The sequence below is a fragment of the Streptomyces sp. JH34 genome (genome assembly GCF_029428875.1).
Classification (GTDB): domain Bacteria; phylum Actinomycetota; class Actinomycetes; order Streptomycetales; family Streptomycetaceae; genus Streptomyces.
On record NZ_JAJSOO010000001.1, the window covers coordinates 5,289,328 to 5,312,914 of the forward strand.

Below are 23,587 nucleotides of genomic sequence, written 5' to 3' on the forward strand. Positions count from 1 at the left end.
TCAGTCCGCGCGGACCTCGAACTCGGCTCGGGCGTCGAACGCGGCACGCCGGGTCGCGCGGCGCAGGGCCCGCAGCAGCGTGGGGCCGACGGTCAGGGTCAGGACCACGGTGAGGGCGGCGCGGCCCAGGTCCCAGCCGAGCGAGGTGGCGGTGCAGTACGCGAGGAAGCGGACCAGGTTCTCGTGCAGCGGGTCGCCCGCGACGAAGGAGATACCGGAACCGAGCCCGGGGACGATCGTCCAGCCGTACAGATTCATCACCGTGCCGTAGGCGAACGCCGCGACGAAGCCGTAGCCCGCGAGCATCAGCAGCTCGCCCCGGCCGCGCAGCCGGTCGGGGCCGGGCAGCAGGCCCGCGCCCATCGTGAACCAGCCCATCGACAGCATCTGGAACGGCATCCACGGCCCGACCCCGCCCGTCAGCAGTGCCGAGGCGAACATCGTGACCGAACCGAGCACGAATCCGAAGCCGGGCCCCAGCACCCGGCCGCTCAGCACCATCAGGAAGAACATGGGCTCCAGGCCCGCCGTCCCCGCGCCCAGCGGACGCAGCGCCGCGCCGACCGCGGCGAGGACCCCCAGCATCGCCACGGCCTTCGCGTCCAGGCCGGAGTCCGCGATCGTCGCGAGGACGACGCCGACGAGCAGCACCAGCAGGACGGCGAACAGCCACGGAGCGTCCTCGGCGTGCGCGAGGCCGGAGCCCGCGCCCGCCAGCAGCGGCCAGCCGAAACCGACCAGTCCGACCGCGCTGACCAGGACCAGCGCGGCGACGGCGTGCCGGCCGAGCCGTACCGGGCGGGCGGACCGCGCCGTCACGCGAGACCCTCCAGGGCGGTGCGCACCTGGGACACCGTCAGCCACTGCCGCGGCGCCAGGATCTTCGCGGTCTGCGGGGCGAAGGCGGGCGAGGACACCACGACCTGCCGGGTCGGACCGTCGGCGACGACCTCACCGTCGGCCAGGATCACCACCCGGTCCGCCAGCTCCGCCGCCAGCTCCACGTCATGGGTGGCCAGGACGATGGCGTGGCCCCCGGCGGCCAGCCGCCGCAGTACGCCGACGAGCCGCGCCTTCGCCGCGTAGTCCAGGCCGCGCGTCGGCTCGTCGAGGAGGAGGAGAGGGGGACGCGCGGTGAGCACCAGGGCCAGGGCGAGCGCGAGCCGCTGACCCTCCGAGAGATCACGCGGGTGCACGTCGTCCGGCACCCCGGGCAGCAGTTCGGAGACGAGGGCGCGGCAACTGCCCTCGGGCGCGCCCGCGTCGGAGTCCGCGGCCGCGCACTCGGCCGCGACGGTGTCCGCGTACAGCAGATCGCGCGGTTCCTGCGGCACGAGTCCGACCCGGCGCACCATGTCGCGCGGCGGGGTGCCGGACGGCTGGAGACCGCCGACGACGACGGAGCCCGTGGTCGGCGGGGTCGTCCCGACCAGCGTCGAGAGCAGGGTCGACTTGCCCGCGCCGTTGCGGCCCATCAGGGCCACGGTCTCGCCCGGCACGACGGACAGCGTCACCCCGCGCAGTGCCTGGACCCGCCCGTGCCGCACCCCGAGCCCCTCGACCCGGGTGACGACGCCGGAGAGCGGAGCAGGTCCGGGTGCCGGGGCCGGACGGCGGCCGAGCAGCCGGCCGAGGAGGCCGGGGCGGGGCGCGGCCGGTTCGGGCAGCGGGGCGGGGGCGGCGTGCGCCGGTATCTCACGCTCCGGCGGCTCCACGTCGGCCAGCCGCTCCCGCAGGTCCACCGCGCGGCGCCGGGCGTCACGCACCGACAGGGGCAGCGGATCCCAGCCCACCAGCCGGCCCAGGGCCACCACCGGCGGCCGGACGGGCGACAGCGCCATGACGTCCGCGGGTGCCCCCAGCACCGGCACTGCACCGGGGGCGGGAAGCAGGAGGACCTGGTCCGCGTACTGCACGACGCGCTCCAGCCGGTGCTCGGCCATCAGCACCGTCGTGCCCAGGTCGTGCACCAGCCGCTGGAGCACCGCCAGCACGTCCTCCGCCGCCGCCGGGTCGAGGGCGGAGGTCGGCTCGTCCAGGACCAGGACCCTGGGGTGCGGGGTGAGGACCGAGCCGATCGCGACCCGCTGCCGCTGGCCCCCGGAGAGCGTGGCGATCGGCCGGTCGCGCAGCTCGGCGAGCCCCAGCAGATCCAGCGTCTCCTCGACCCTGCGGCGCATCACGTCAGGGGCGAGGCCCAGCGACTCCATGCCGTACGCCAACTCGTCCTCGACGGTGTCCGTCACGAAGTGGGCGAGCGGGTCCTGGCCCACCGTGCCCACCAGATCGGCGAGTTCACGGGGCTTGTGGGTGCGGGTGTCGCGCCCGTCGACGGTGACCCGGCCGGTGAGCACCCCGCCGGTGAAGTGCGGCACCAGACCGGACACCGCACCCAGCAGAGTCGACTTGCCGACACCGGACGGGCCGACGGCCAGCACCAGTTCGCCCTCGGGGATCGTGAGGTCCACCCCGGACAGGGTGGGCCGCCCGGCGCCCTCGTACCGCACCGAGACCTGCTCGAACCGGATCATGCGTGCTCCTTGGAGTCCGAGGAAGAGGGGGGAAGCGGTGCCACCGCGGCGGGCAGCAGACCGATCAGTACGGCGGCGGCGGGCCACAGCGGCAGTACCGGAGGGGTGAGCGGCAGGACGCCGGGGCGCAGGGCCTCCGGGTCGGCGGCGCCCGCCCACACCATCGCCGCCGCGACGGCCCCGCCCGAGCCCGCGACGAGCCAGGCGCGTACGCCCCAGCGGTCCGGGCGGTACCGGGTGCGGACCGAGCGACGGCCGCCCAGTCTGAGTCCGGCCCCCGCCGCGACCAGCCCGGCCAGCAGCAACGGCAGCCCGTGCACCGCGCCCTGCGCGGCCAGCAGTCCGTACGTCCCCGCGCACACGCCGAGCAGCCCGCCGAGCGTCAGCACGTGCGTGGTGCGCCGGACGGCGGGCGGGACCTGGGCGGTGCGCCCGTACCCCCGCGCGTCCATCGACGCCGCCACGGCCACCGAGCGCTCCAGCGCGCCCTCCAGCACCGGCAACCCGATCTGGAGCACCGCCCTGACCCCGCCGGTCGGGCGGCCGCGCAGCCGGCGGGCCGTCCGCAGCCGGGCCACGTCGGCGACCATGTTCGGCGCGAACGTCATCGCGACGACGACGGCGACCCCCACCTCGTACAGGGCGCCGGGCAGGGACTTCAGCAGCCGGGCCGGATTGGCCAGCGAGTTCGCCGCACCGATACAGATCAGCAGGGTGGCCAGCTTCGCGCCCTCGTACAGCGCGAAGACCACCTGTTCCGCGGTGACCCGGCCGCCGATCCTGACCCCCCCGCGCCCAGTCGGGCAACGGCACCTCGGGCACCGTGAACAGGGCGTGCGTGCCCGGGACGGGCGAGCCGAGGAAGACGGAGAACACCAGGCGCGCCGCGACGACGAACAGCCCGAGCTTGATGAACGCGCCGTACGAACGGGCCCACGGCGCGTCCGTGCGGCGCGCCGCCACCACGTAGCCGGCCACCCCCACCAGCAGCCCGAGCAGCAGCGGGTTGGTGGTCCGGGAGGCCGCGGTCGCCAGCCCGAGGGCCCACAGCCACCAGGCCCCGGCCGGAAGCGCGTCGGCACGGGTCGCCGCGGGCGCGCGCAGGGCAGGGCCGGTGGAGCGGGTCATCGGCGGCGGCGGGCCTGCAGCACAGCGGCGACACCCAGGACGAGCACCGCTCCGACGCCGGTGAGCACACCCACCGACGGACCGCTGTCGTCGGACGCGCTTTCCGCGCCGTCCGCGGCCGGTGCGGTGGCCGTGTCGTCCGCCCCCGCGGACTCCGGCTGCCCGCCGACCTGCTCGCCGCAGCCCGAGCGCGGATAGCCCGAGATTGCACAGAGCATCGCGGCGCTGTCGTAGCGCAGCGGCTTCGCGACGGAGGCGAGGGCCTCGCCCGTGCTCGCGTCAGGTGCGACGCGGGCGCAGGCGGTGCGCGGAGCCGGCGGCTTCTCGCCGTCCGGCGCGTCCGCCGCCGTGCCCGGGTCGATGACCAGCGCGATCCGCTTGGAGCCGTCCTTCGCCGGGGTGCCCGCGCAGACGGCCCCGAAGTCGGGCGCGCGGCGCGGCTGGGCCGAGTCCTGGGAGTCCTCGCTCACCGAGAAGCGGAATCCCTGCACCGCGCCGTCGTCCGGCAGGACGGAGGACGGCCCCTGCGTGGCGTACGTCCAGCTCTTCCCGCCGTCGCTCTCCCAGAACGACCAGTAGCGGTAGCCGGCCGCCTGCGCGTTCCCCGCGCCCACCACGGTCAGCAGGGTGGCGACGAGGAGAAGCAGCGCCGCCTTTCCCAGCGGGCGCCTCACAGCTGCTGGTTCTTGCGGCGGCCGCTGAGGAGGAAGCCGATGCCCGCGCCGAAGGCCAGACCGATGCCGATGATCCACCAGAGGCCGAGCCCCTCGTCGTCGCTGCTCGTGTCCGCCGGCTTGGAGGGCGTCGTCGCGGTCGGCGAGGGGACGGCCGTGGCGGCGGGCGCCGGGCCCGTGGCGTTGAGCTGCGCGACGAGGTCGACGCCCCCGAAGTCACGGGCGTCGGTTCCGGTCGCGTGGGCGGCGAGGACGAGCTGGGCGGTGGCGGCGGGGCCGCCGTCCTTCGCCCAGCCCTGGGCGTGCTTCTGGAGATACGCGACCGCGTCGGCCGCCTTGTCCTTGTGACCGGACGCCGCCAGAGCCACGACGGCGTCCGCCGTGTTGCCGAAGTCCGCCTGCGGCGCGGACTCCTCGGCGCCCGGCATGGGCGGCAGGTCCAGGTACCCCTTCCCGGCCAGAGCCTTCGCCAGGTAGGAGGCGCCGTTCTGCGCGGACTGCTCGGGGGTGAGGCCGGTGCCCTTCGTGCAGACGGGGGCCTTCACCGCGTTGTAGTTCCCCGCGGCCATGCCCTTGCCCATCGAGCCGAGCACCGCGGCCGCCGTGGCGTCCGCGTTCGCGGTCAGCTCGCCCTTCTTGTCCGGCTGGTAGGCGAACGCCCCGCCGTCCTCGCCACCACAGGGCAGCGCGAAGGTCTGCAGCGCCGTGTACGGGGTCTTCCCGCCCGCCTTGGTGATGTCGGCGAGCGGTACGCCCGCCCGGGCCAGGGCGCCGTTGACGACGGCGGTGGAGTTGGCGTCGCTCGGGCCGCCCGGGTTGTAGCCCCAGCCGCCGTCGTCGTTCTGTACGGACTTCAGCCAGGCGACCCCGTTGTCCACGACCTCGCGGTGCACACCGAGCTCGACCACGGCCTGGACCGCCGCCGCCGTCGCGTTGGTGTCCGCGACGGTCTTCGCGTCGCAGGGCCGGGAGGCGTCGCGGTACGACGCGAAGGCCCCGCTGTCGCACTGCTGGCCGACGAGCCAGTCCACCGACTTCGTGGCGGGCGTGACCAGCTCGACCTTCTGGGCGAGGAAGGCCAGCGACTGGCGCCACACCCCGTCGTACGTCGGGTCCTTCGTGCCGTACAGCCCTTCCGGGAGGTCCGGTGCGGAGGAGGACGGGGACGGGCTCGGCGCGGCGAGCGCCGCCGGGGCGGCCGCTCCACAGAGCACGGCGGTGATCGCGAGCGCTGCCGCGCGGCGGCGTACGGACATGGTCGGGCCGGGCCTCTCGAATGGGGTTTTCCCCTGCTCGAGCTGGGCCGAGCGCGTAGGGATCGGGTCGGCGCCGGATTCGCACCGGCTTCCCCCTGTACGGGCATGATGAGACCAGCCACTCTACCGGGGCACCCCCGACCCCCTCCGGGCGGACAGTCGTACCCGGTCCGCGAAGGGCCTTCCCAGCAGGTCAGAGCCCGTGCGAGACTCCGGCGGGGGTCACACGGGCGCGTGCCCGTGGGGAGGAACGACCGGGGCGGGAAGCATCCAGTGCGCGCAACCAGAAGAGGCACGACGGTGGTCGCCGTCGGGGCGGCCGGACTCATGACGATGACGGCGGGCTGCGGGCTCGTCGGGGAGAGCGCGAGTGCCCCGGCCACCCCCTCCCCGGAACCGACCCTGCCGTTCACCACGGGTCTCGTCGCCGACGAGATAGCGGGCTTCGCCCGGGCGGGGGGCCTCCCGCCCGGGGACACGTCCGCGACCGGCCTGCCGGACGGTGACTGGCGGACCTGCGTCGCGCCCTGGAAGGGCTACGCGCCGGCGGCGGACTCAGCCGGCGCGTTCGAGGCGACCGTGACTCGGCTGCGGCAGCACGACTGGGAGATCGTCTCCAGCCACGCCGAGGGGGACGTCACCTACCGCACCCTCGCCAAGCGTGGCTGGAAGCTGTACGCCCGGTACCGCGCCGAGGAGAGCGCGGGGGCGACGGTGTCCCTCACGGCGGTCGAGGACAGCTGCCGGCTCCCCGGGGAGATCAGGGGCGACTACGAGGACCCGGTCTGACAGCCGGAGTCGGCGATCACGAAGTGGCCCGCCGGGGACTCCCGGAGGGTGTGGGTGACGAACACGTTGTACAGCCCCATGTCCTGGTCCGAACCGTTCGCGTAGGCATGGCCCCCCGTCGTGTGCGCCCTGCCCGCCGTCACGTGCGCGTAGTTCGACGCCGTGAAGCACGCGGCCGGGGTCGTGCCGCCCGAGGTGGTCGCGGTCACGGCGGACGATCCCGCCCCGGCGGCTCCCGACGGATCGGTGGCGGTCACCGACCAGCGGTAGGTGGTGCCGGCGGTCAGGCCGGTGTCCGTGAAGGACGTCGACGTGGTCGTGGCCACCTTCGCGCCGTCGCGGTGCACGGCGTAGGAGGCCGCGCCCCCGACCGCGTCCCACGCGAGTGAGGCGCTGCTGTCCGTGACCCCGGTGACCTTCAGACCGGCCGGGGCCGGCAGCCCGGTCCCACCGCCCGGTGACGTCCTGTCGAGCCCCCAGAACACGCCCGTGTGGTACGCCGAGCAGATGGTGTCCAGGAAGTACGCTGCCGTCGATCCGCACTGCTCCGACCCCGACCCGGGATCCACCGGCAGACCGTGTCCCATCCCGGACACCGAGAACGTCTCCACGGCGGGCTGCCCGGACGCGTCGTCGTAGACGCTCAGGGTGGTGGCGCCGGGCAGGCCCTCGGTGCGCGACGGGGTCTGGCCGATGCCCCAGACGTCGGTCCACTGGTCGCGCAGCGCCGTGGCGTTGGCCGGGTGAACCGTGTGGTCGGACGTGCCCTGCCAGATCGCCACCCGGGGCCAGGGCCCGGTCCAGCCCGGGTGGGAAGCGCGGACCTTGTCGCCCCACTGGGCGGGCGAGAGCTTCGGCGGGCCGGTCTGGCAGCCGGAGGCGGCGGCCTGGCTGGTGGCGCACTGCGCGGGCAGGCCGGAGGCCACGGACCCGCCCGCGAAGACGTCCGGGTAGGCGGCCAGCAGATCGGCGGTCATCCCGCCGCCCGCCGACAGCCCGGTGACGAAGACCCGGCGGCCGTCGGAGCCGTACGTCTGCTTCGCGTACTCGACCATCTGCACGACGGACGCCGCCTCGCCCGTGCCGCGCGTGCTCTCCGCCGCGTCGAACCACCCGAAGCACGAGAGGGCGTTGTTCGCCGACGTGGTCTGCGGGAACACGACGTCGAAGCCCCAGAGGTCGGCGTACTTCGCCCAGCCCGAGTTGGTGTGGTACGCCTCGGCCGACTGCGTGCAGCCGTGCAGGGCGACCACCAGGGGCGCGCCCGCCGGCACGTCGTCGGGGGTGTACGCGAACATCTGGAGACTGCCCGGGTTCGAGCCGAAGCCGGTGACCTGCTGGAGTCCGGCGGCCGCCGCGGCCGTGGGGGAGGCGGCGGCGGGTGCCGGATGCGCGCCGAGCACGGCGAGCAGGCCACAGACGGAGACGGAGGCGACGCGGCGGAGCAGGCGTCGCGGGAGCGGTGGGCGCACGGTGGGGCCTCCTCGTCGGACGTGCGGGACTGCTGCCGGAACCTACGAGCCGGTGGCGGGCCCGCCCATGTGGCAGGGGGCCATCCGGTGCCCACCGCTGTGTGGGGCGCTCCTCTTGCGCGTGCCGGGGGCCGCCCGCCGCGCTCCGCGCCGGCCGCCCCGCACCATGTACGCCGCCACCATGCGGGCGGTCCAGGGTGTGTGCACCGACCCCGTGTGATGAGGGCGACGACGTCCTTACGGTGACGCCCATGCAGACTTCCCGGACCCCCGAGCACGACCCCCGCACCCTCGCGGGACGCACCGCCCTGGTCACCGGCGCCGCGAGCGGCATCGGACTGGCCTGCGCGCAGGCACTCGCCGCCGCGGGAGCCCACGTGCACGTGGTGGACAAGGCGGCCGACGCCGCGAAGAGCCTGGCGGCACGTCTCGGCGGGACGGCCTGGGTGGCCGACCTCTCCGTGGCCGAGGCGGTGGACGGGCTGCCCGACGACGTGGACATCGTGGTCAACAACGCGGGGCTGCAGCACGTGGCCCCCGTGCACGAGTTCCCGCCGGACCGCTTCGTCCTGATCCACCGCGTCATGGTGGAAGCCCCGTTCCGCATCTTGCGCCGCACGCTCCCCGGCATGTACGAACGCGGCTGGGGCCGCGTCGTCAACATCTCGTCCGTGCACGGGCTGCGCGCGAGTCCCTACAAGTCGGCCTACGTCTCGGCCAAGCACGCACTGGAGGGGCTCAGCAAGGTGGTCGCACTCGAAGCGGCGCCGCACGGCGTGACGAGCAACTGCGTCAGCCCCGGCTACGTCCGCACGCCCCTGGTCGAGGACCAGATCGCCGACCAGGCCCGCAGCCACGGCATCTCCGAACAGGAGGTGGTGAGCCGGGTGCTGCTGGAGCGCAGCGCCCTCAAGTCGCTGATCGAGCCCGGTGACGTGGCCGACGCCGTCCTGTGGCTGTGCGGACCGGGCACGGCGCACGTCACCGGGAGCTCCCTCACGATGGACGGCGGCTGGACCGCCCACTGACCACCCGCCACCCATGCGAGCCGGAAGAACGATGACCGCCCATGTCTGAACCGTCCCCCTCCGCCGCGCCCCTCCTGGCCGGCCTCCTCGACCTGCTGGCCGACGACGCCCCCGCCGAGGCCCTGGGCGCCGTCACCTCGCGGGCCAGGGCCGCGGGCGTGCCCGCGGCCGAACTGGCCGAGGTGGAGCGGGCGGCCGCCACCGCACTGCGGATCCGGGGCGCCCTGCGCCAGCACCGGCGCAGGGAACTCCAGCTCACGGCGCTCTTCGACACGGCGGGCGACCTGGCGGCCTCCCGGGACCTGGACGACGTGCTCAAGGCGATCGTGCGGCGCGCCCGGATGCTGCTCGGCACCGACACCGCCTACCTCACGCTCCCCGACGAGGAGGCCGGGGACACCTACATGCGGGTGACCGACGGCTCCGTGTCCGTCCTCTTCCAGCGGCTCCGGCTCGAACTGGGCGAAGGGCTCGGCGGACTGGTCGCCCAGACCGCCAGCCCCTACGCCACCCCCGACTACCGCACCGACGAACGCTTCCGTCACACCCGCAACATCAACGCCGGTGTGCTGGACGAAGGGCTGGTGGCGATCCTCGGCGTCCCCCTGCTGCTCGGCTCCAGCCGGGGCGGTACGGGCAAGGTCATCGGGGTCCTCTTCGCGGCCGACCGCGCCGCACGGGTCTTCAGCCCCGACGAGGTGGCCCTGCTCTGCTCGCTCGCCGCGCACGCCGCGATCGCGATCGACACGGCCCGGGCCCTGGACGACACCCGCACCGCCCTCGCGGAACTCGCCGGCGCGAACGCGGAACTGGCCGAGGCCAACGCCGCCGTACGCGCGCACTCGGCCGCCATGCGGCGCGCCGAGGAGGCCCACGACCGGCTCACCGACCTGGTCCTTCGCGGCGGCGACGTGAAGGACGTCGCGCTGTCCGTCGCCGGGCTCCTGGACAGCCCCCTCACCGTCCACGACCCCGGTGGCCGCCTGCTGGCGGCCGTACGGCCCGACGGCACGGGGTTCGCCGCCGACAGCATGGACGCCGGCTGGCTCGCCGCCACCGCCGAGGAGTCCCGCCACGGGGCACGCGCCGTGCACCGCGACGGCCGGTGGATCTGCGCGGTGCTCGCCGGCCAGGAACTCCTCGCCGGCCTGGTGCTGCACCGGCCGGACCGGCTCGACGACTCCGACCGGCGGCTCTTCGAGCGAGCCGCCGTCGTGACGGGCCTGCTCCTGCTGCTGCGCCGCACGGTCGCCGAGACCGAGAACCGGATACGGGGCGAGCTGATCAGCGATCTGCTCGGTGACCCGGAGCGCGATCCCGCGGGCCTTGCCGAGCGGGGCCGGAGGCTGGGCATCGACCTGGACCGGCCCCACGTCCTGCTGGTGGCGGAGGCGGCGGCCAGGGAGAAGCTCGGAGGCGCCGCGATGCGCTACCTGTTCGGCGGGGACATCCACGGGGTGAGCGCCGAACACGCCGGCACCGTCGTGCTGCTGATCGACTGCGACGGCGGCGGCACGCCCCCGGGTGACGCCGCGCGTGCGGCGGCCGTCCAGCTCGGCCACCTGGTCCAGGCCTCCGTCACCGTCGCCGGTACGGGGCCCGCCCGCGGCGCCCGTGAACTCGCCGCCTCCTACGCGGAGGCCGCGCGCTGCCTGCGCGCCATGCGGGTGCTGGGCCGTGAGGGAGAAGGGGCCTGCGTCGACGAACTCGGCTTCCTGGGCGTCGTCCTGGGCAACGCGAAGGACGTGGACGGCTTCGTCACCGCGGTGCTGGGACCGCTGCTGCGCTACGACGAGCGGCGCGGCACCCAGCTCGTACGCACGCTGCGGGCGTACTTCGGCGCGGGCGGCAGCCTGATCCGGGCAAAGGACGAGCTGCACGTCCACGTGAACACCGTCGTCCAGCGCCTCGACCGGATCCAGGTGCTGCTGGGCCGCGACTGGAACGAGCCCGACCGCGCCCTGGAGCTCCAACTCGCCCTGCGGCTGCACCTGCTGTCGGGCGGCCGGGGCTGAGCCCCGGCCGCCCGCAGGCCTCACCGCTCGACGGCCGCCGCCCGCAGCAGGGCGCCGGCGACCACCGCGCACGGGCAGGTCTCAGCCTGGGTCCGCCGGCAGGTCGATCAGCCCGCACACCGTCTCGATGTCCCGTTTCACCTGTGCGATCGATTCCCGCCCCGACAGCCAGGTGATCAGCGCCGAGTGCCAGGTGTGCTCGATGACGCGCACCACGGCCAGCTGCTCCTGCGTGGGGTCCTCCAGTCCCATCGCGTCCAGCACGATCGACGTCGTCAGCCGGGAGACGGCGTCCACCTCGGGGCTCACCCCGCGGTCAGCGAAGGTCAGGGCCCGCACCATGGCGTCCGCCAGGTGGGGGTCGCGCTGGAGCACGCGGAAGGCCCGCATCAGCGTCTCGGCGACCCGCTGGGCGGCGTCGTCCCCTGCGGGCGGCCTCCTGCGGAGCGTGACCTGGAGGTGCTGGAGCTGGTCCTGCATGATCGCGACGAGCAGATGGACCTTGGAGGGGAAGTAGCGGTAGAGCGTGCCGAGGGCGACCCCGGCGGCGTCCGCCACCTCACGCATCTGCACCGCCTCGAAACCGCCCCGGCCGGCGAGCTGCGCGCCGGCCCGCAGGATGCCGCGGCGACGGGCCTCCTGGCGTTCCGTCAGGGGCGGTGCCGCCGGCCTGGCTTCAGCTGTCATCTGTCCCCATCCACAAAGGGAGAACCGGTTCCCTGTCCGGCCGGACGCCGGTTTCCGGGCGCGCACAGCATGCCAGGGCCTCCACCGTGGCGCGAATCACCTGATCCGGCCGTCACACCGACGCTACCTGCCGGTAGATTCGGTGCGTGTTTGAACGAACGAGTCTGAAACTTGTTCTAGATTAGCGTGACCGGTTACGCTCCGGCGAAAACGCAGTGAGAAGGGGGCCGAGTGTGACCGCTGAGGCCATAGAGACGGGTCCCTTCGAGGGCGGCGGCACGCCGGCCACCGACGGTGACAGGCCGTTGCGCATCGCACTCCTCACCTACAAGGGCAACCCCTTCTGCGGAGGCCAGGGCGTCTACGTCCGCCACCTCGGCCGGGAGCTGGCCAGGCTCGGCCACAGCGTCGAAGTGATCGGCGCACAGCCCTACCCCGTACTCGACGAGGGCGTCCCGCTCACCGAACTGCCGAGCCTCGACCTCTACCGCCAGCCCGACCCGTTCCGCACCCCGGGACGCGGCGAGTACCGCGACTGGATCGACCTCGCCGAGGTCGCCACCATGTGGACCGGCGGCTTTCCCGAGCCACTCACCTTCAGCCTGCGTGCGGGGCGCCATCTCCGGTCCAGGCGCGGGGACTTCGACGTCGTGCACGACAACCAGACGCTCGGCTACGGCCTGCTCGGGGACCTGGGCGCACCCCTCGTCACCACGATCCACCACCCGATCACCGTCGACCGCCGACTGGACCTGGACGCCGCGGAGTCGGTGCGCCGCAGGCTCTCCGTCCGACGCTGGTACGGCTTCACCCGGATGCAGAAGCGGGTCGCCCGCCGCCTGCCGTCCGTCCTCACCGTCTCCGGCTCGTCGCAGCAGGAGATCACCGAGCACCTCGGGGTGCGCCGGGACCGCATCCAGGTCGTGCACATCGGCGCCGACACCGACCTCTGGTCCCCCGACCCCTCGGTCGCCGAGGTCCCTGGCCGGATCGTCACCACCTCCAGCGCCGACGTCCCGCTCAAGGGACTCGTCCACCTCGTCGAGGCCCTCGCCAAGCTGCGCACCGAGAACCCGGCCGCGCACCTCGTGGTCGTCGGCAAGCGGGCCGAGGACGGACCCGTCGCCCAGGCCATCGAGCGCTACGGACTCCAGGACGCCGTCGAGTTCGTCAAGGGCATCAGCGACGCCGAACTCGTCGACCTGGTCCGCAGCGCCCAGGTCTCCTGCGTCCCCTCGCTGTACGAGGGCTTCTCGCTGCCCGCCGCCGAGGCCATGGCCACCGGGACCCCGCTGGTGGCCACCACCGGCGGCGCCATCCCCGAGGTCACGGGGCCCGACGGGGAGACCTGCCTCGCCGTGCCGCCCGGCGACGCGGGGGCGCTGGCCTCCGCACTCGGCCGGCTCCTCGGCGACGGTGAACTGCGCGCCCGCCTCGGCGCGGCCGGCCGCGCCCGCGTGCTCGCCAACTTCACCTGGGCCAGGGCCGCCCTCGGTACCGTCGAGCTGTACCGTCAGTCGATCGCCGCCCGGGGAGCCCGCAGGTGAGCACCCCCACGGCTCCCGGAACCCGTACCTCCGACCTCGAAGGCAGGCCCCCGTGCTGACCGTCGACTTCACCCGCTTCCCGCTCGCCGCAGGCGACCGGGTGCTCGACCTGGGCTGCGGCGCCGGCCGGCACGCCTTCGAGTGCTACCGGCGCGGCGCCCAGGTCGTGGCCCTCGACCAGAACGCCGAGGAGATCCGCGAGGTCGCGAAGTGGTTCGCCGCGATGAAGGAGGCCGGCGAGGCCCCCGCGGGCGCGACCGCCACCGCGATGGAGGGCGACGCCCTCAACCTGCCCTTCCCCGACGCGTCCTTCGACGTCGTCATCATCTCCGAGGTGATGGAGCACATCCCCGACGACAAGGGCGTGCTCGCCGAGATGGTCCGGGTGCTGAAGCCCGGCGGCCGGATCGCGATCACCGTGCCCCGCTACGGCCCCGAGAAGGTCTGCTGGACGCTCTCCGACGCGTACCACGAGGTCGAGGGCGGCCACATCCGCATCTACAAGGCCGACGAGCTCCTCGGCAAGATCCGTGAGGCCGGGCTCAAGCCCTACGGCACCCACCACGCGCACGCGCTGCACAGCCCGTACTGGTGGCTCAAGTGCGCGTTCGGGGTGGACAACGAGAAGGCCCTCCCGGTGCGCGCCTACCACAAGCTGCTCGTCTGGGACATCATGAAGAAGCCCCTGGCCACCCGGGTCGCCGAGCAGCTGCTCAACCCGGTCGTCGGCAAGAGCTTCGTGGCGTACGCGACCAAGCCGCACCTGCCGAAGGCCGAGGCGTGAGCACGCCGGAGCAGACCGAACACCTCGTCCTGCCGGGTGTCCTGACCGCCGGGCAGGCCGCCGAGACCGTGGCCGCGCTGCTCGCGGTGCAACGCGAGGACGGGGCGCTGCCCTGGTTCCGCGGCCACCACCTCGACCCCTGGGACCACACCGAGACCGCGATGGCGCTGGACGCGGCAGGGGAGCACGAGGCCGCCGCCCGCGCCTACGCGTGGCTGGCCCGCCATCAGAACGAGGACGGCTCCTGGTACGCCGCCTACCACGACGGCGACCCCGGCCGGCCGACCGACCTCGGGCGTGAGAGCAACTTCTGCGCCTACGTGGCCGTCGGAGTCTGGCACCACTACCTCGCCACCGGCGACGACGCGTTCGTCGACCGGATGTGGCCGACGGTCTACGCGGCGATCGAGTTCGTGCTGCGGCTCCAGCAGCCGGGCGGCGAGATCGGCTGGAAGCGCGAGCCCGACGGCACCCCCGTCACCGACGCCCTGCTGACCGGTTCCTCCTCCGTCCACCACGCGCTGCGCTGCGCACTGGCACTGGCGGAACAGCGGGAGGAGGCCCAGCCGGACTGGGAGCTCGCGGCCGGTGCGCTCGGCCACGCGATCCGCAGTCACCCGGAGCGGTTCCTGGACAAGAGCCGTTACTCGATGGACTGGTACTACCCGGTCCTCGGCGGCGCGGTGACCGGCGCCGACGCGACGCGGCGCATCAAGGACGGCTGGGACAGGTTCGTGGTCCCCGGCCTCGGGGTGCGCTGCGTGCTCCCCAACCCCTGGGTGACGGGCGGCGAGAGCTGCGAACTGGCCCTGGCGCTCTGGGTGACCGGGGAGTCGGACCGCGCGCTGGAGATCCTCCAGTCCGTCCAGCACCTGCGGGCCGAGGGCGGGCTGTACTGGACGGGATACGTCTTCGAGGGCGAGAAGGCCGTGTGGCCGGAGGAACTCACCACCTGGACCGCCGGATCGCTGCTGCTCGCGGTGGCCGCGCTCGGGGGCGACGAGGCGACCACGGCGGTCTTCGGCGGCGAGCGGCTCCCGGTGGGACTCGACCCGGACTGCTGCCGCTGAGCCGGAGACCGTGCCTCCCGGCACCCGTGCACACCGCCGGACCCCGAACGGGCCGTGGCCTCCTGGCCGGAGCGACTGGGGGCTCGCTCCCGACGGGAGGCCACGGCTGCCGGACGGATCAGAAGCGGCGGACCCTGCCCGCCACGGCGTGACCGATGAACAGATAGACCACGGCGGCCAGACCGTAACCCGCGACGACCCGCGCCCACGCTTCGTCGAAGGTGAACAGGTCGTACGACCAGCCGGCGAGCCAGTGCGCCGAGTCCTGGACCCACTGGACCAGGTCGTTGCCCCGGTTGGCGTCGAGCAGGTACATCAGGATCCACAGGATGATGATGAATGCCATGATGTCCGCGACGACGGCTATGACACGTGCGGCGGTACTGCTTCCTGAGCCTGTTCTGGGAGACATGCTCTCCGGATTGCCGCTTTACCGTAGGTGAAACCCGTACGGAGTGTGCCGGGTGGCGGACCGCTCCGGCGCGGGCGGGCCCGGCGACGGGTGCCGGCCCGCGTCACCCGTCGTGAACCCCGGCCCGGGCGGCCTGCCGTGCCCCGTTCCGGGGGCGGAACAAGGTCGCCTCGACCCCGCGACTGACCGGCTGACACGCGCCGGACACGGCCCCGGGCACGACGGTGGCCCCCGCCCGGACGGGCGGGGGCCACTCGGGGCGTGACGGATCAGCCGCGCTGGATGCCCGAGGTGTCCTGCAGGACACCTCGACGGCCGTCCTGCGTCTGCGCGATGAGCCCGGGGCCACGCTGCTCGACCGCGAGGTACCACGTACCGGGCGCCAGTTCGGCGACCGGGTTCTGGCCGCCGTCCTCGCCGTACAGCGGACGGGCCACCGGCACCGCGAACCAGAAGGGCGTGAAGTCACCGGCCGGTGCACCACCCTGCGGGGTCTGCTGCTCCGGCTGGCCGCCCTGGCTCGGCTGGGCACCGTAGGGCTGCTGCTGGCCGGGCTGGGCGCCGAACTGCTGCTGGCCACCGGGGTATCCGTATCCCTGGCCGGGCTGCTGACCGTACGCCGGCTGCACGGCCTGCGCCGGGCGGGGTGCGCCCATCAGCGGGGCCTTGAGCGCGGGAACCAGCGGAGTGGCCACGGCGCCGCCGGCCAGCGCCAGGGTCGCCAGCAGGCCGAGGATCAGGCCGGCGCCCGCGTCACCGGCGTCGATGATCGTCCAGAACATGGTCCACAGGGAGTAGACGGTGAACGCGGCGCCGAACTGGCCGAGTTCGAAGCCGACCACCTTGCGGCCCGGCATCGCGCGGCTGACGATCAGCAGCGCGGCGCCGATGATGCCGGCGAGGTAGATGCCCATCAGCGCGGATAGCGAGTCCCAGGCGTTCGCGCTGTAGCCCGAGCAGTCCACGCCCGAGGGGCAGTCGTAGCCGGAGAGGTCGAGGAAAGAGGCGACGAACAGCACGACCGCTGCTCCGATCACCACGCCGTCGCCTCGAGTGAGGGAGCGGATATTCACGTGAAGGTCCTTAGTCGGTCGTCTCGTCGGGGCGGTCGTCGATGCCGCCTGAACGGCGGGTACGGCGCGAAGCTCGGGGGCGGCTCCCCATCGTACGGATGAATCTATCGTCTGCCCGGGCGGGTTGTGGTGCTGCCCGGACCTCGGACCGGCTGTCCCCCCGATGTCGCCACTTCCACCGCAGAACTACCTCTTCAGATAGCTGCCGATGCCCTCGGCGACGCCGAGAGCCGCTTTCTGACGCCAGCCCGCACTGGTGAGCAGGGCGGCATCCTTCGGATCACGCATATTGCCGCATTCGATGAACACTTTGGGCACGGTCGACAGATTCAGGCCGCCGAGATCGTCACGGGTGTCCAGTCCGGTGCTGTCGCCGATGTAATTGGAGGGGGCGCTTCCGGTAACGCGTACGAAATTCCCGGCAATCCTCACGCCCAGTTCACGCGAAGGGACCACGATCTTCGAGGTGTCGGCGGCGCCCGCGTTCACCGCCGCGGGAAGGATGACGTGGAATCCCCGGTTGCCGGTGGCGGAACCGTCCGCGTGGATCGATACGACCGCGTCGGCCTTCTCCTTGTTGCCGATCCGCGCGCGCTCGTCGACGCAGGGACCGTAGGGGCGGTCGCCGTCCTGGGTGAGGACGACCTCGGCGCCCTGCTCCTCCAGCAGCGTTCGCAGCCTCCGGGACACGTCGAGGGTGAACCTGGCCTCCGCGTAACCCGCGTCGGTGGCGGTGCCGGTGGTGTCGCACTCCTTGCGGCCGGTCCCGATGTCCACCTGGCTGTTGATCTCCCGCGTGTGGTCGCGGTTCCCGGGGTTGTGCCCGGGGTCGATCACCACGGTGCGGCCGGTGAGCGGGCCCCGGGGCAGCGGCTCGGCGGACGAGGGCCCGCCGGAGGGACCCGTCGACGCGGGGGGCGTCGCGGGCCGGGCGGAGGGGGACGTCGAGGGGAAGGACGGCCGCGTCGCGGATTCCGCGCCGGCGCCGGGACCCGGCCCGCCGTCGCCCGCGCACCCCGCGGCGGTCAGACAGACGCCCACCAGTGCCGCGGCGGCGAACACGGGCCTGTGGCGAGGCCCCGGACGCGATGTGGGGGGAACGAAGTCGTAGTGACGCACGCCGCGATGCTATCCGTGATCCTCGGACCGCAGGTCTCAGATCCCCGGGCCCGTACGCCGCAGCACGCGCAGCGAGTCCGTCACCGAGATCTCGGTGAACGCCCCCGATTCCAGGGCGCGTCGGTGGACGCGGTACGGGGCCTGGCCTCCGTCCGCCGGGTCGGGGAACACGTCGTGGATGACCAGCAGACCGCCGTCGGCGACCTTCGGGGCCCAGCCCTCGTAGTCGCCGTTCGCGTGCTCGTCGGTGTGCCCGCCGTCGATGAAGACCAGGCCGAGCGAACCGCCCCAGACGGCCGCCACCTGCGGAGACCTTCCGACGAGTGCCACCACGTGCTCCTCCAGACCCGCCTTGTGCAGGGTGCGCCGGAAGGCCGGGAGCGTGTCCATCAAACCGACCTCCGGGTCCACCACCGACGGGTCGTGGTACTCCCACCCCGGCTGCTGCTCCTCGCTGCCCCGGTGGTGGTCGACGGTCAGGGCGGTCACCCCGGCCGCCCGCGCGGCGTCCGCCAGCAGGATCGCGGACCGCCCGCAGTAGGTGCCGACCTCCAGGAGCGGCAGCCCCAGGGCGGCGGCCTCGACCGCTGCGGCGTACAGGGCGAGCCCTTCGTGGACCGGCATGAAGCCCTTGGCGGCCTCGAAGGCCGCGAGAACCTCCGGCTCGGGACGGGCGGCGGACTCGGCGGCCACGGGGTTCCTCCTGGTGGGGCGGTGGATCGGACGGCGTCCCATCGTGCCGTACGCCCCCGCCGCGGGGAGCGGCGGGGGCGTACGGACGGAGTGGGCCCGGGCCGGTGTGACCCGGCCGCCGGCTACGGAGCCGAGGTCCGACGCTCCGGGACACCGACCGGCGCCGCCACGGGGGCGGACTCCGCGGCGGCGAGGGCGTCGCCGGAGCTGCTGGCCAGCAGCACCGGGCGTTCCTGCCGCTGCGCGGGCAGGAACGCGGCCAGCACGAGACCGATCAGCACCGCCCCGGTGGCGATCATGAACGAGGTCCGGAAGCCCTCCATGGTGGGGACGTCCACCGGTCCCATCCGCACCGAGGTGTTCGCCAGCACCATGCCGATCACCGCGCTCGACAGCGAGGTGCCGATCGACCGCATCAGGGTGTTCAGGCCGTTGGCCGCCCCGGTCTCGGAGGCGTCGACCGCCCCGATGATCAGGGCGGGCAGCGAGGAGTACGCGAGCCCGATGCCAGCCCCCAGGACCACGGCGATCACCACGGTCTGCCAGGCGGCGCTCATGAGCCCGAGCCCCGCCCCGTAACCGACGGCGATGACCAGCATGCCGAGCATCAGGGAGACCTTCGGCCCGCGGCGGGCGGAGATCCGGGCGTACAGCGGGGCGACGAACATCATCGTCAGGCCCAGCGGCGCCACGCAGAGCCCGGCCACCACCATGGACTGGCCCAGACCGTACCCCGTCGACTCCGGCAGCTGGAGCAGCTGCGGGAGGACGAGCGAGACGGCGTAGAAGGCGACCCCGACCATGATCGAGACGAGGTTGGTGAGCAGCACCTCACGGCGGGCGCTGGTCCGCAGATCCACCAACGGCGCCGGGGAACGCAGCTCGAACAGGCCCCACAGCACCAGGATCACCAGGGAGGCGGCGATCAGCCCGAGCGTCAGGGGGGAGGTCCAGCCCCAGTCGCTGCCCTTGGTGACGGGCAGCAGCAGACAGACCAGGCCGAGGGAGAGCCCCAGCGCGCCGACGAGGTCGAAGCGCCCCGGCGCGCGCAGCGGCGGCTCCGGCACGACGAGGACGGTCAGGGTCATGGCCAGCACGCCCAGCCCGGCCGACGCCAGGAAGAGGGCGTGCCAGTCGGCGTGCTGCGCGACGATCGCGGCGGCGGGCAGCGCGAGTCCGCCGCCCACACCTATGGAGGAGCTCATCAGGGCCATCGCCGAGCCGAGCCGCTCGCGCGGCAGCACGTCGCGCATGATGCCGATCCCCAGCGGAATGGCCCCCATGGCGAAGCCCTGGAGCGCCCGGCCGGCGATCATGACCACGAGGTCGTCGGTGGAGGCGCAGATCAGCGAACCGACCACCATCACCGCGAGGCTGGCCAGCAGCATCCGCCGCTTGCCGTACAGATCGCCGAGCCGTCCCATGATCGGCGTCGCGACGGCCCCGGCGAGCAGGGTCGCCGTCATCACCCAGGTCGCGTTCGCCGGGTCGGTGTGCAGCAGGGACGGCAGGTCCTTGATGACGGGGACGAGCAGGGTCTGCATCACCGCGACGGTGATCCCCGCGAACGCGAGCACGGGAACGACGCCGCCGCCCCGGCCCCTGCGCGGGTCGGGGAGCTTCCCTGCGTGCTGTTCGTTCGTCGTCCGTTGCATACGTGTGGCCTCCGGGCAGGGGAAGAAGCGGAAGTTCGAGCGGGGTGGAGCGTACGGCGGCGCGCCCGCGGGCAGCGCTCACCGCCAAGTGTGTGCATGTTGAACGCTTTCGTACGCCCGCGATATTCCGGTGAACGCGGCGTGAAAACGGGGAAGTCGGCGGAGTCCTACGCCGGGGGGCGGAGAGCCGGCGGGACCGCAAACCGATGTCCGGGGCGTGAGCGGGCTGCGAGGATGACACCCATGGTTGACGCCTCCCCGCTCGAGAAGCCCTCCGCCCGGCCCCGGACCCGTACGTGGGCCGTGGTCGCGGCGGCCTGCACCGGACAGTTCCTGGTCGTCCTCGATGTGTCCGTCGTCAACGTGGCACTGCCGTCCATGCGCACCGACCTGGGCCTGAGCGCACCCGGACTGCAGTGGGTCGTCAACGCCTACTCGATCGCATTCGCCGGCTTCATGCTGCTCGGCGGGCGGGCCGCGGACATCTACGGCCGCAAGAGGATGTTCCTGACCGGGCTCGGTCTCTTCACCGCCGCCTCCCTGGCCGGCGGGTTCGCCCAGGAGGACTGGCAGCTGCTCGCCGCCCGCGCCGGGCAGGGGCTCGGCGCGGCCGTGCTGTCCCCCGCGACGCTCACCATTCTCACCGCCGCCGTCCCCGAGGGCCCCGCGCGGACCAAGGCGATTGGCACCTGGATGGCGGTCGGCGCGGGCGGCGGAGCGGCCGGCGGGCTCATCGGCGGAGTCCTCACCGACACCCTCTCCTGGCGGTGGGTCCTGCTGATCAACGTCCCGGTCGGCGTCCTCGTCCTCGCGGGCGCGGCGGTGTGGCTGGCCGAGGGCCGGGCCGGTGACCGGCGCCGCGTGGACCTGCTGGGCGCGGTGCTCGTCACGGCCGGCCTGGCGACGACGGCGTACGGCGTCGTGCAGACCGAGGCCGCCGGGTGGACCACCGCCGCCACCCTGGTGCCCCTGCTGGGCGGTCCGGCACTGCTCGGCCTGTTCGTCCTGGTGGAGGCGAGGGCGGTGGCGCCGCTGATGCCGCTGCGCGTCCTCGGGGTGCGTGCCGTCTCCGCGGCGAACGTGTCGATGCTGCTGCTCGGTTCGGCGACGTTCTGCATGTGGTACTTCATGACCGTCTACGCCCAGAACGTGCTCGGCTACACGCCGCTGGAGGCCGGGTTCGCGCTCGTACCGAGCTCCGCCGCCGTCTTCACCGGGGCGAAGGCCGCACCCGCGATCATGGCGCGCACCGGCGCCAAACCCCTGGCCGTGGCCGGTGCCCTGGTCGCCGCCGCCGGGTTCGGCTGGCAGTCCACCATGGGCGTGCACGGCTCCTACCTCACCTCGGTCTGCCTCCCCGGCGTCCTGATGATGGCCGGGGCCGGACTGGCCTCCACCCCGCTGGCCACGCTCGCCACCTCGGGCGCGGCACCCGGCGACGCCGGACTCGTCTCCGGACTGGTCAACACCTCACGGACCATGGGCGGTGCGCTGGGCCTCGCCGTGCTCTCCACGGTCGCGGCCGCCCGCACCGCAGGGTCGGGAGGCGCGGCGGAGATCACCGCCGGATACGCCCTGGCCTTCCGTACGTCCGCCCTGGTGCTGGTGGCCGGAGCGCTGATGATGCTGCTCTGGCTGCCGGGCCGCGGAGGGACCGGCCCCGGAGGCCGGCCGGGCACGCGGGCCGGGAGCCGGGCGGGACGGCCCGGGAAGGAGCCCGCGCCGGCGTTGCACTCACCCGAGGCCTGAAACGCGGCCTCCCGGCACCTCGCCCGGAGATCAGAGCCAGCCCTGCCGGCGTGCCGCACGCATCGCCTCCATGCGGTTGCGCGTGCCCGTCTTGCCGATCGCCGAGGAGAGGTAGTTGCGGACCGTGGACTCCGAGAGGCTCAGCTTCCCGGCGATGTCGGCGACCGTCGCCCCGTCCACCGAGGCGTTCAGCGCGTCCCGCTCCCGAGGGGTCAACGGACTCGGGCCCGCGCCCAGCGCGGCGGCGGCGAGCGCCGGGTCGATCACGGTCTCACCGGCCAGCACCTGCCGGATCGCCTTCGCCAGATCCCCGACCGGGCCGTCCTTCACCAGGAAGCCCGAAGCCCCGGCCTCCATGGCCCGCCGCAGATAACCCGGCCTGCCGAAGGTCGTCAGGATCAGCACCCGGCAGTCAGGCACCTCCGTACGCAGATCGGCGGCCGCGTCCAGGCCGCTGCGGCCCGGGAGCTCGATGTCCAGCAGCGCCACGTCCGGACGGGACAGATGCGCCGCGTCGACGATCTCGTCACCGGCCGCCACCTGGGCGACCACCTCGAAGTCCGGCTCCATCCCGAGCAGCAGGGCGAGCGCGCTGCGCATCATGCCCTGGTCCTCGGCGAGCAGGATGCGTACCGAAACCGTGGGGCGGTGGTCCTCCGGCATCTCGTTCACGGGCTCAGAGTAGGCCGCCGGGCCCCGCCCGGAGGCCCGGCGCCACCACCTCGCACGGCGGAGCACCCCTCAGCCGCAGTCCCGTGCTCCGGGTGGCGCCCACGTCCCGGCCGGCAGCTCCGCCGTCACGACGAAGCCGCCGTCCGGCCCGGGGCCCGACTCCAGGGAGCCGCCCGCGGCGGCCAGCCGCTCGGCCAGGCCCTTCAGCCCCGTACCGCCGCGCGTCGTGACCACCGGCTGTCCGGACCCGGTGCCGTCGTCCGTCACCGTCAGCCGGACCCGTTCGGGCGTGGAGTCGAGCACGAACACACAGCTGGTCGCGGCACTGTGGCGCACGGCGTTGGTGACGGCCTCCCGCGCCACCCAGCCCAGCAGCGCGTCGGCCTGCGGGGCGGGCGCCGGCCCCGAGCGGTGGACGGCCGTGCCGATCCCGGCGGCGGCCAGCACCGGACCGGCCCGCTCCAACTCGGTGGCCAGGCTGCCCTCGCGGTATCCCGTCACCGCCTCACGGATCTCGGTGAGGGCCTGGCGGCCCACGGACTCGATGTCGACGACCTGCGCCACCGCGGCGTCGACGTCGTGCGGGGCGAGCCTGCGTGCCGCCTCCGACTTGACGACGACGACCGACAGGGTGTGGCCGAGCAAGTCGTGCAGATCGCGCGAGAAGCGCAGCCGCTCCTGCTCGACGGCGCCGCGGGCCAGCTCCTGCCGGGTCGCGCGCAGCTCCGTCACCGTCTCCGACAGCGTGAGGATCGCCGCCGTCACCGCCCCCGAGATGAACGTGCCGTACCCGATCGTCCAGGGTTCCGACACGTGGTCGCCGCGCCACACGGCCACCGCACAGGCGCACGCGGCCAGGACGACCAGGCCTGCGCCCAGCCGCCGACCCCGCAGGATGGTGCCGCACGCCAGGGAGAACAAGGGGAAGAACAGCAGCCAGTTGCCGCCGTAGCCGATCGAGAGGCCGAAGGTGATGGTGCCCATCGCGGCGAGCAGCACGTAGGACGTGACGCTCTCCCGCCTCCTCCTGTCGAAGCCCCTGAACACCACGGAGATGTAGAGGGAGTTGAAGGCCAGCAGCCCCAGTCCGCCGACCCAGGGATTGGGCGTCTCGCCCTGCCACAGATTGGAGAACGCGCCGAGCCCCATCAGCAGCGTGGGCAGCAGGGCGTACGGGCCGGGCGGTCCGGGCCGCCCCTTCCTCCTTCTCGTCGCCCTCCCGAGCACGGTCAC

20 protein-coding genes and 1 pseudogene are annotated in these 23,587 nt (G+C 73.7%); 7 read left to right on the forward strand and 14 right to left on the reverse strand.

The window, feature by feature from the left end:
• The 5 genes and pseudogenes from LWJ43_RS23700 to LWJ43_RS23720 all read right to left on the reverse strand — a co-directional run bounded on the left by LWJ43_RS23700 (position 1) and on the right by LWJ43_RS23720 (position 5,589).
• Positions 1–819 (reverse strand): ECF transporter S component, encoded by an 819-nt coding sequence (locus LWJ43_RS23700; RefSeq protein ID WP_277334230.1) that lies wholly within the window; start codon positions 817–819, stop codon positions 1–3.
• Positions 816–2,531, reverse strand: coding sequence for an ABC transporter ATP-binding protein (locus LWJ43_RS23705; protein WP_277334231.1), 1,716 nt, complete (start codon positions 2,529–2,531; stop codon positions 816–818). The genes LWJ43_RS23700 and LWJ43_RS23705 overlap by 4 nt, the downstream gene beginning before the upstream one ends.
• Positions 2,528–3,659: pseudogene (locus tag LWJ43_RS23710) on the reverse strand (energy-coupling factor transporter transmembrane protein EcfT). Before LWJ43_RS23710 ends, LWJ43_RS23705 begins: the two are co-directional and overlap by 4 nt.
• On the reverse strand, positions 3,656–4,333 hold the full coding sequence (locus LWJ43_RS23715; RefSeq protein WP_277334232.1) for an SCO2322 family protein: 678 nt from the start codon (positions 4,331–4,333) through the stop codon (positions 3,656–3,658). Before LWJ43_RS23715 ends, LWJ43_RS23710 begins: the two are co-directional and overlap by 4 nt.
• Positions 4,330–5,589 (reverse strand): prenyltransferase/squalene oxidase repeat-containing protein, encoded by a 1,260-nt coding sequence (locus LWJ43_RS23720; protein ID WP_277334233.1) that lies wholly within the window; start codon positions 5,587–5,589, stop codon positions 4,330–4,332. The genes LWJ43_RS23715 and LWJ43_RS23720 overlap by 4 nt, the downstream gene beginning before the upstream one ends.
• A 273-nt stretch (positions 5,590–5,862) precedes the next feature.
• On the opposite strand from LWJ43_RS23720, the gene LWJ43_RS23725 reads away from it, so the two are divergent.
• Positions 5,863–6,378 carry a hypothetical protein gene (locus tag LWJ43_RS23725; RefSeq protein WP_277334234.1) on the forward strand — a complete coding sequence of 172 codons (516 nt, stop codon included), beginning with the start codon at positions 5,863–5,865 and terminating at the stop codon, positions 6,376–6,378.
• On the opposite strand, the gene LWJ43_RS23730 is transcribed toward LWJ43_RS23725, so the two are convergent.
• The gene (locus LWJ43_RS23730) at positions 6,360–7,850 is read right to left on the reverse strand and encodes an extracellular catalytic domain type 1 short-chain-length polyhydroxyalkanoate depolymerase (protein WP_277334235.1); all 1,491 of its coding nucleotides are present in this window, start codon (positions 7,848–7,850) and stop codon (positions 6,360–6,362) included. The genes LWJ43_RS23725 and LWJ43_RS23730 overlap by 19 nt on opposite strands.
• A 251-nt stretch (positions 7,851–8,101) precedes the next feature.
• On the opposite strand from LWJ43_RS23730, the gene LWJ43_RS23735 reads away from it, so the two are divergent.
• Together LWJ43_RS23735 and LWJ43_RS23740 are read left to right on the forward strand one after the other, a co-directional pair.
• Complete coding sequence (locus LWJ43_RS23735) at positions 8,102–8,878, forward strand: 3-hydroxybutyrate dehydrogenase (RefSeq protein WP_277334236.1); 777 nt, start codon at positions 8,102–8,104, stop codon at positions 8,876–8,878.
• 41 nt (positions 8,879–8,919) lie between these two features.
• Positions 8,920–10,893, forward strand: coding sequence for a helix-turn-helix domain-containing protein (locus LWJ43_RS23740; RefSeq protein ID WP_277334237.1), 1,974 nt, complete (start codon positions 8,920–8,922; stop codon positions 10,891–10,893).
• Between the two features lie 81 nt (positions 10,894–10,974).
• Here LWJ43_RS23740 and LWJ43_RS23745 read toward each other — a convergent pair whose 3' ends face one another.
• Complete coding sequence (locus LWJ43_RS23745; protein ID WP_277334238.1) at positions 10,975–11,580, reverse strand: TetR family transcriptional regulator; 606 nt, start codon at positions 11,578–11,580, stop codon at positions 10,975–10,977.
• Positions 11,581–11,813: 233 nt separating this feature from the next.
• On the opposite strand from LWJ43_RS23745, the gene LWJ43_RS23750 reads away from it, so the two are divergent.
• Genes LWJ43_RS23750 through LWJ43_RS23760 form a run of 3 tightly spaced genes read left to right on the forward strand, consistent with a single transcriptional unit; the run spans position 11,814 to position 14,981 of the window.
• Positions 11,814–13,127 carry a glycosyltransferase family 4 protein gene (locus LWJ43_RS23750; RefSeq protein ID WP_277334239.1) on the forward strand — a complete coding sequence of 438 codons (1,314 nt, stop codon included), beginning with the start codon at positions 11,814–11,816 and terminating at the stop codon, positions 13,125–13,127.
• Positions 13,128–13,179: 52 nt separating this feature from the next.
• Positions 13,180–13,911, forward strand: a complete 732-nt coding sequence (locus LWJ43_RS23755) for a class I SAM-dependent methyltransferase (RefSeq protein WP_014156527.1) — start codon at positions 13,180–13,182, stop codon at positions 13,909–13,911.
• Positions 13,908–14,981, forward strand: a complete 1,074-nt coding sequence (locus LWJ43_RS23760; RefSeq protein WP_277334240.1) for a prenyltransferase — start codon at positions 13,908–13,910, stop codon at positions 14,979–14,981. The genes LWJ43_RS23755 and LWJ43_RS23760 overlap by 4 nt, the downstream gene beginning before the upstream one ends.
• A 118-nt stretch (positions 14,982–15,099) precedes the next feature.
• On the opposite strand, the gene LWJ43_RS23765 is transcribed toward LWJ43_RS23760, so the two are convergent.
• From LWJ43_RS23765 to LWJ43_RS23785, 5 genes are all read right to left on the reverse strand, one after another.
• A complete protein-coding gene (locus LWJ43_RS23765; RefSeq protein WP_147963195.1) occupies positions 15,100–15,393 on the reverse strand; it encodes a hypothetical protein in 294 nt (97 codons plus the stop codon).
• Between the two features lie 269 nt (positions 15,394–15,662).
• The gene (locus LWJ43_RS23770) at positions 15,663–16,466 is read right to left on the reverse strand and encodes a DUF5336 domain-containing protein (RefSeq protein ID WP_277334241.1); all 804 of its coding nucleotides are present in this window, start codon (positions 16,464–16,466) and stop codon (positions 15,663–15,665) included.
• 186 nt (positions 16,467–16,652) lie between these two features.
• Entirely contained in the window at positions 16,653–17,585 is a 933-nt protein-coding gene (locus LWJ43_RS23775) for an N-acetylmuramoyl-L-alanine amidase (RefSeq protein ID WP_277334242.1), read from the reverse strand.
• A gap of 36 nt (positions 17,586–17,621) precedes the next feature.
• On the reverse strand, positions 17,622–18,278 hold the full coding sequence (locus LWJ43_RS23780; RefSeq protein WP_277334243.1) for a class I SAM-dependent methyltransferase: 657 nt from the start codon (positions 18,276–18,278) through the stop codon (positions 17,622–17,624).
• A gap of 122 nt (positions 18,279–18,400) precedes the next feature.
• Complete coding sequence (locus LWJ43_RS23785; RefSeq protein ID WP_277334244.1) at positions 18,401–19,933, reverse strand: MFS transporter; 1,533 nt, start codon at positions 19,931–19,933, stop codon at positions 18,401–18,403.
• 234 nt (positions 19,934–20,167) lie between these two features.
• Between LWJ43_RS23785 and LWJ43_RS23790 the strand changes: the two genes are divergently transcribed.
• Positions 20,168–21,682 carry an MFS transporter gene (locus LWJ43_RS23790; RefSeq protein ID WP_462100906.1) on the forward strand — a complete coding sequence of 505 codons (1,515 nt, stop codon included), beginning with the start codon at positions 20,168–20,170 and terminating at the stop codon, positions 21,680–21,682.
• Positions 21,683–21,712: 30 nt separating this feature from the next.
• On the opposite strand, the gene LWJ43_RS23795 is transcribed toward LWJ43_RS23790, so the two are convergent.
• Together LWJ43_RS23795 and LWJ43_RS23800 are read right to left on the reverse strand one after the other, a co-directional pair.
• The gene (locus tag LWJ43_RS23795) at positions 21,713–22,345 is read right to left on the reverse strand and encodes a response regulator transcription factor (protein WP_277335971.1); all 633 of its coding nucleotides are present in this window, start codon (positions 22,343–22,345) and stop codon (positions 21,713–21,715) included.
• A gap of 78 nt (positions 22,346–22,423) precedes the next feature.
• Positions 22,424–23,587 carry a sensor histidine kinase gene (locus LWJ43_RS23800; protein ID WP_277334246.1) on the reverse strand — a complete coding sequence of 388 codons (1,164 nt, stop codon included), beginning with the start codon at positions 23,585–23,587 and terminating at the stop codon, positions 22,424–22,426.

Excerpts from the sequence above, each read along its gene's own strand:
- LWJ43_RS23720 (WP_277334233.1), bottom strand. The coding sequence starts at position 5,589 with ATGTCCGTACGCCGCCGCGCGGCAGCGCTCGCGATCACCGCCGTGCTC.
- LWJ43_RS23745 (WP_277334238.1), bottom strand. The coding sequence starts at position 11,580 with ATGACAGCTGAAGCCAGGCCGGCGGCACCGCCCCTGACGGAACGCCAG.
- LWJ43_RS23705 (WP_277334231.1), bottom strand. The coding sequence starts at position 2,531 with ATGATCCGGTTCGAGCAGGTCTCGGTGCGGTACGAGGGCGCCGGGCGG.
- LWJ43_RS23765 (WP_147963195.1), bottom strand. The coding sequence starts at position 15,393 with ATGTCTCCCAGAACAGGCTCAGGAAGCAGTACCGCCGCACGTGTCATA.
- LWJ43_RS23785 (WP_277334244.1), bottom strand. The coding sequence starts at position 19,933 with ATGCAACGGACGACGAACGAACAGCACGCAGGGAAGCTCCCCGACCCG.
- LWJ43_RS23740 (WP_277334237.1), top strand. The coding sequence starts at position 8,920 with ATGTCTGAACCGTCCCCCTCCGCCGCGCCCCTCCTGGCCGGCCTCCTC.
- LWJ43_RS23795 (WP_277335971.1), bottom strand. The coding sequence starts at position 22,345 with ATGCCGGAGGACCACCGCCCCACGGTTTCGGTACGCATCCTGCTCGCC.
- LWJ43_RS23790 (WP_462100906.1), top strand. The coding sequence starts at position 20,168 with ATGACACCCATGGTTGACGCCTCCCCGCTCGAGAAGCCCTCCGCCCGG.
- LWJ43_RS23735 (WP_277334236.1), top strand. The coding sequence starts at position 8,102 with ATGCAGACTTCCCGGACCCCCGAGCACGACCCCCGCACCCTCGCGGGA.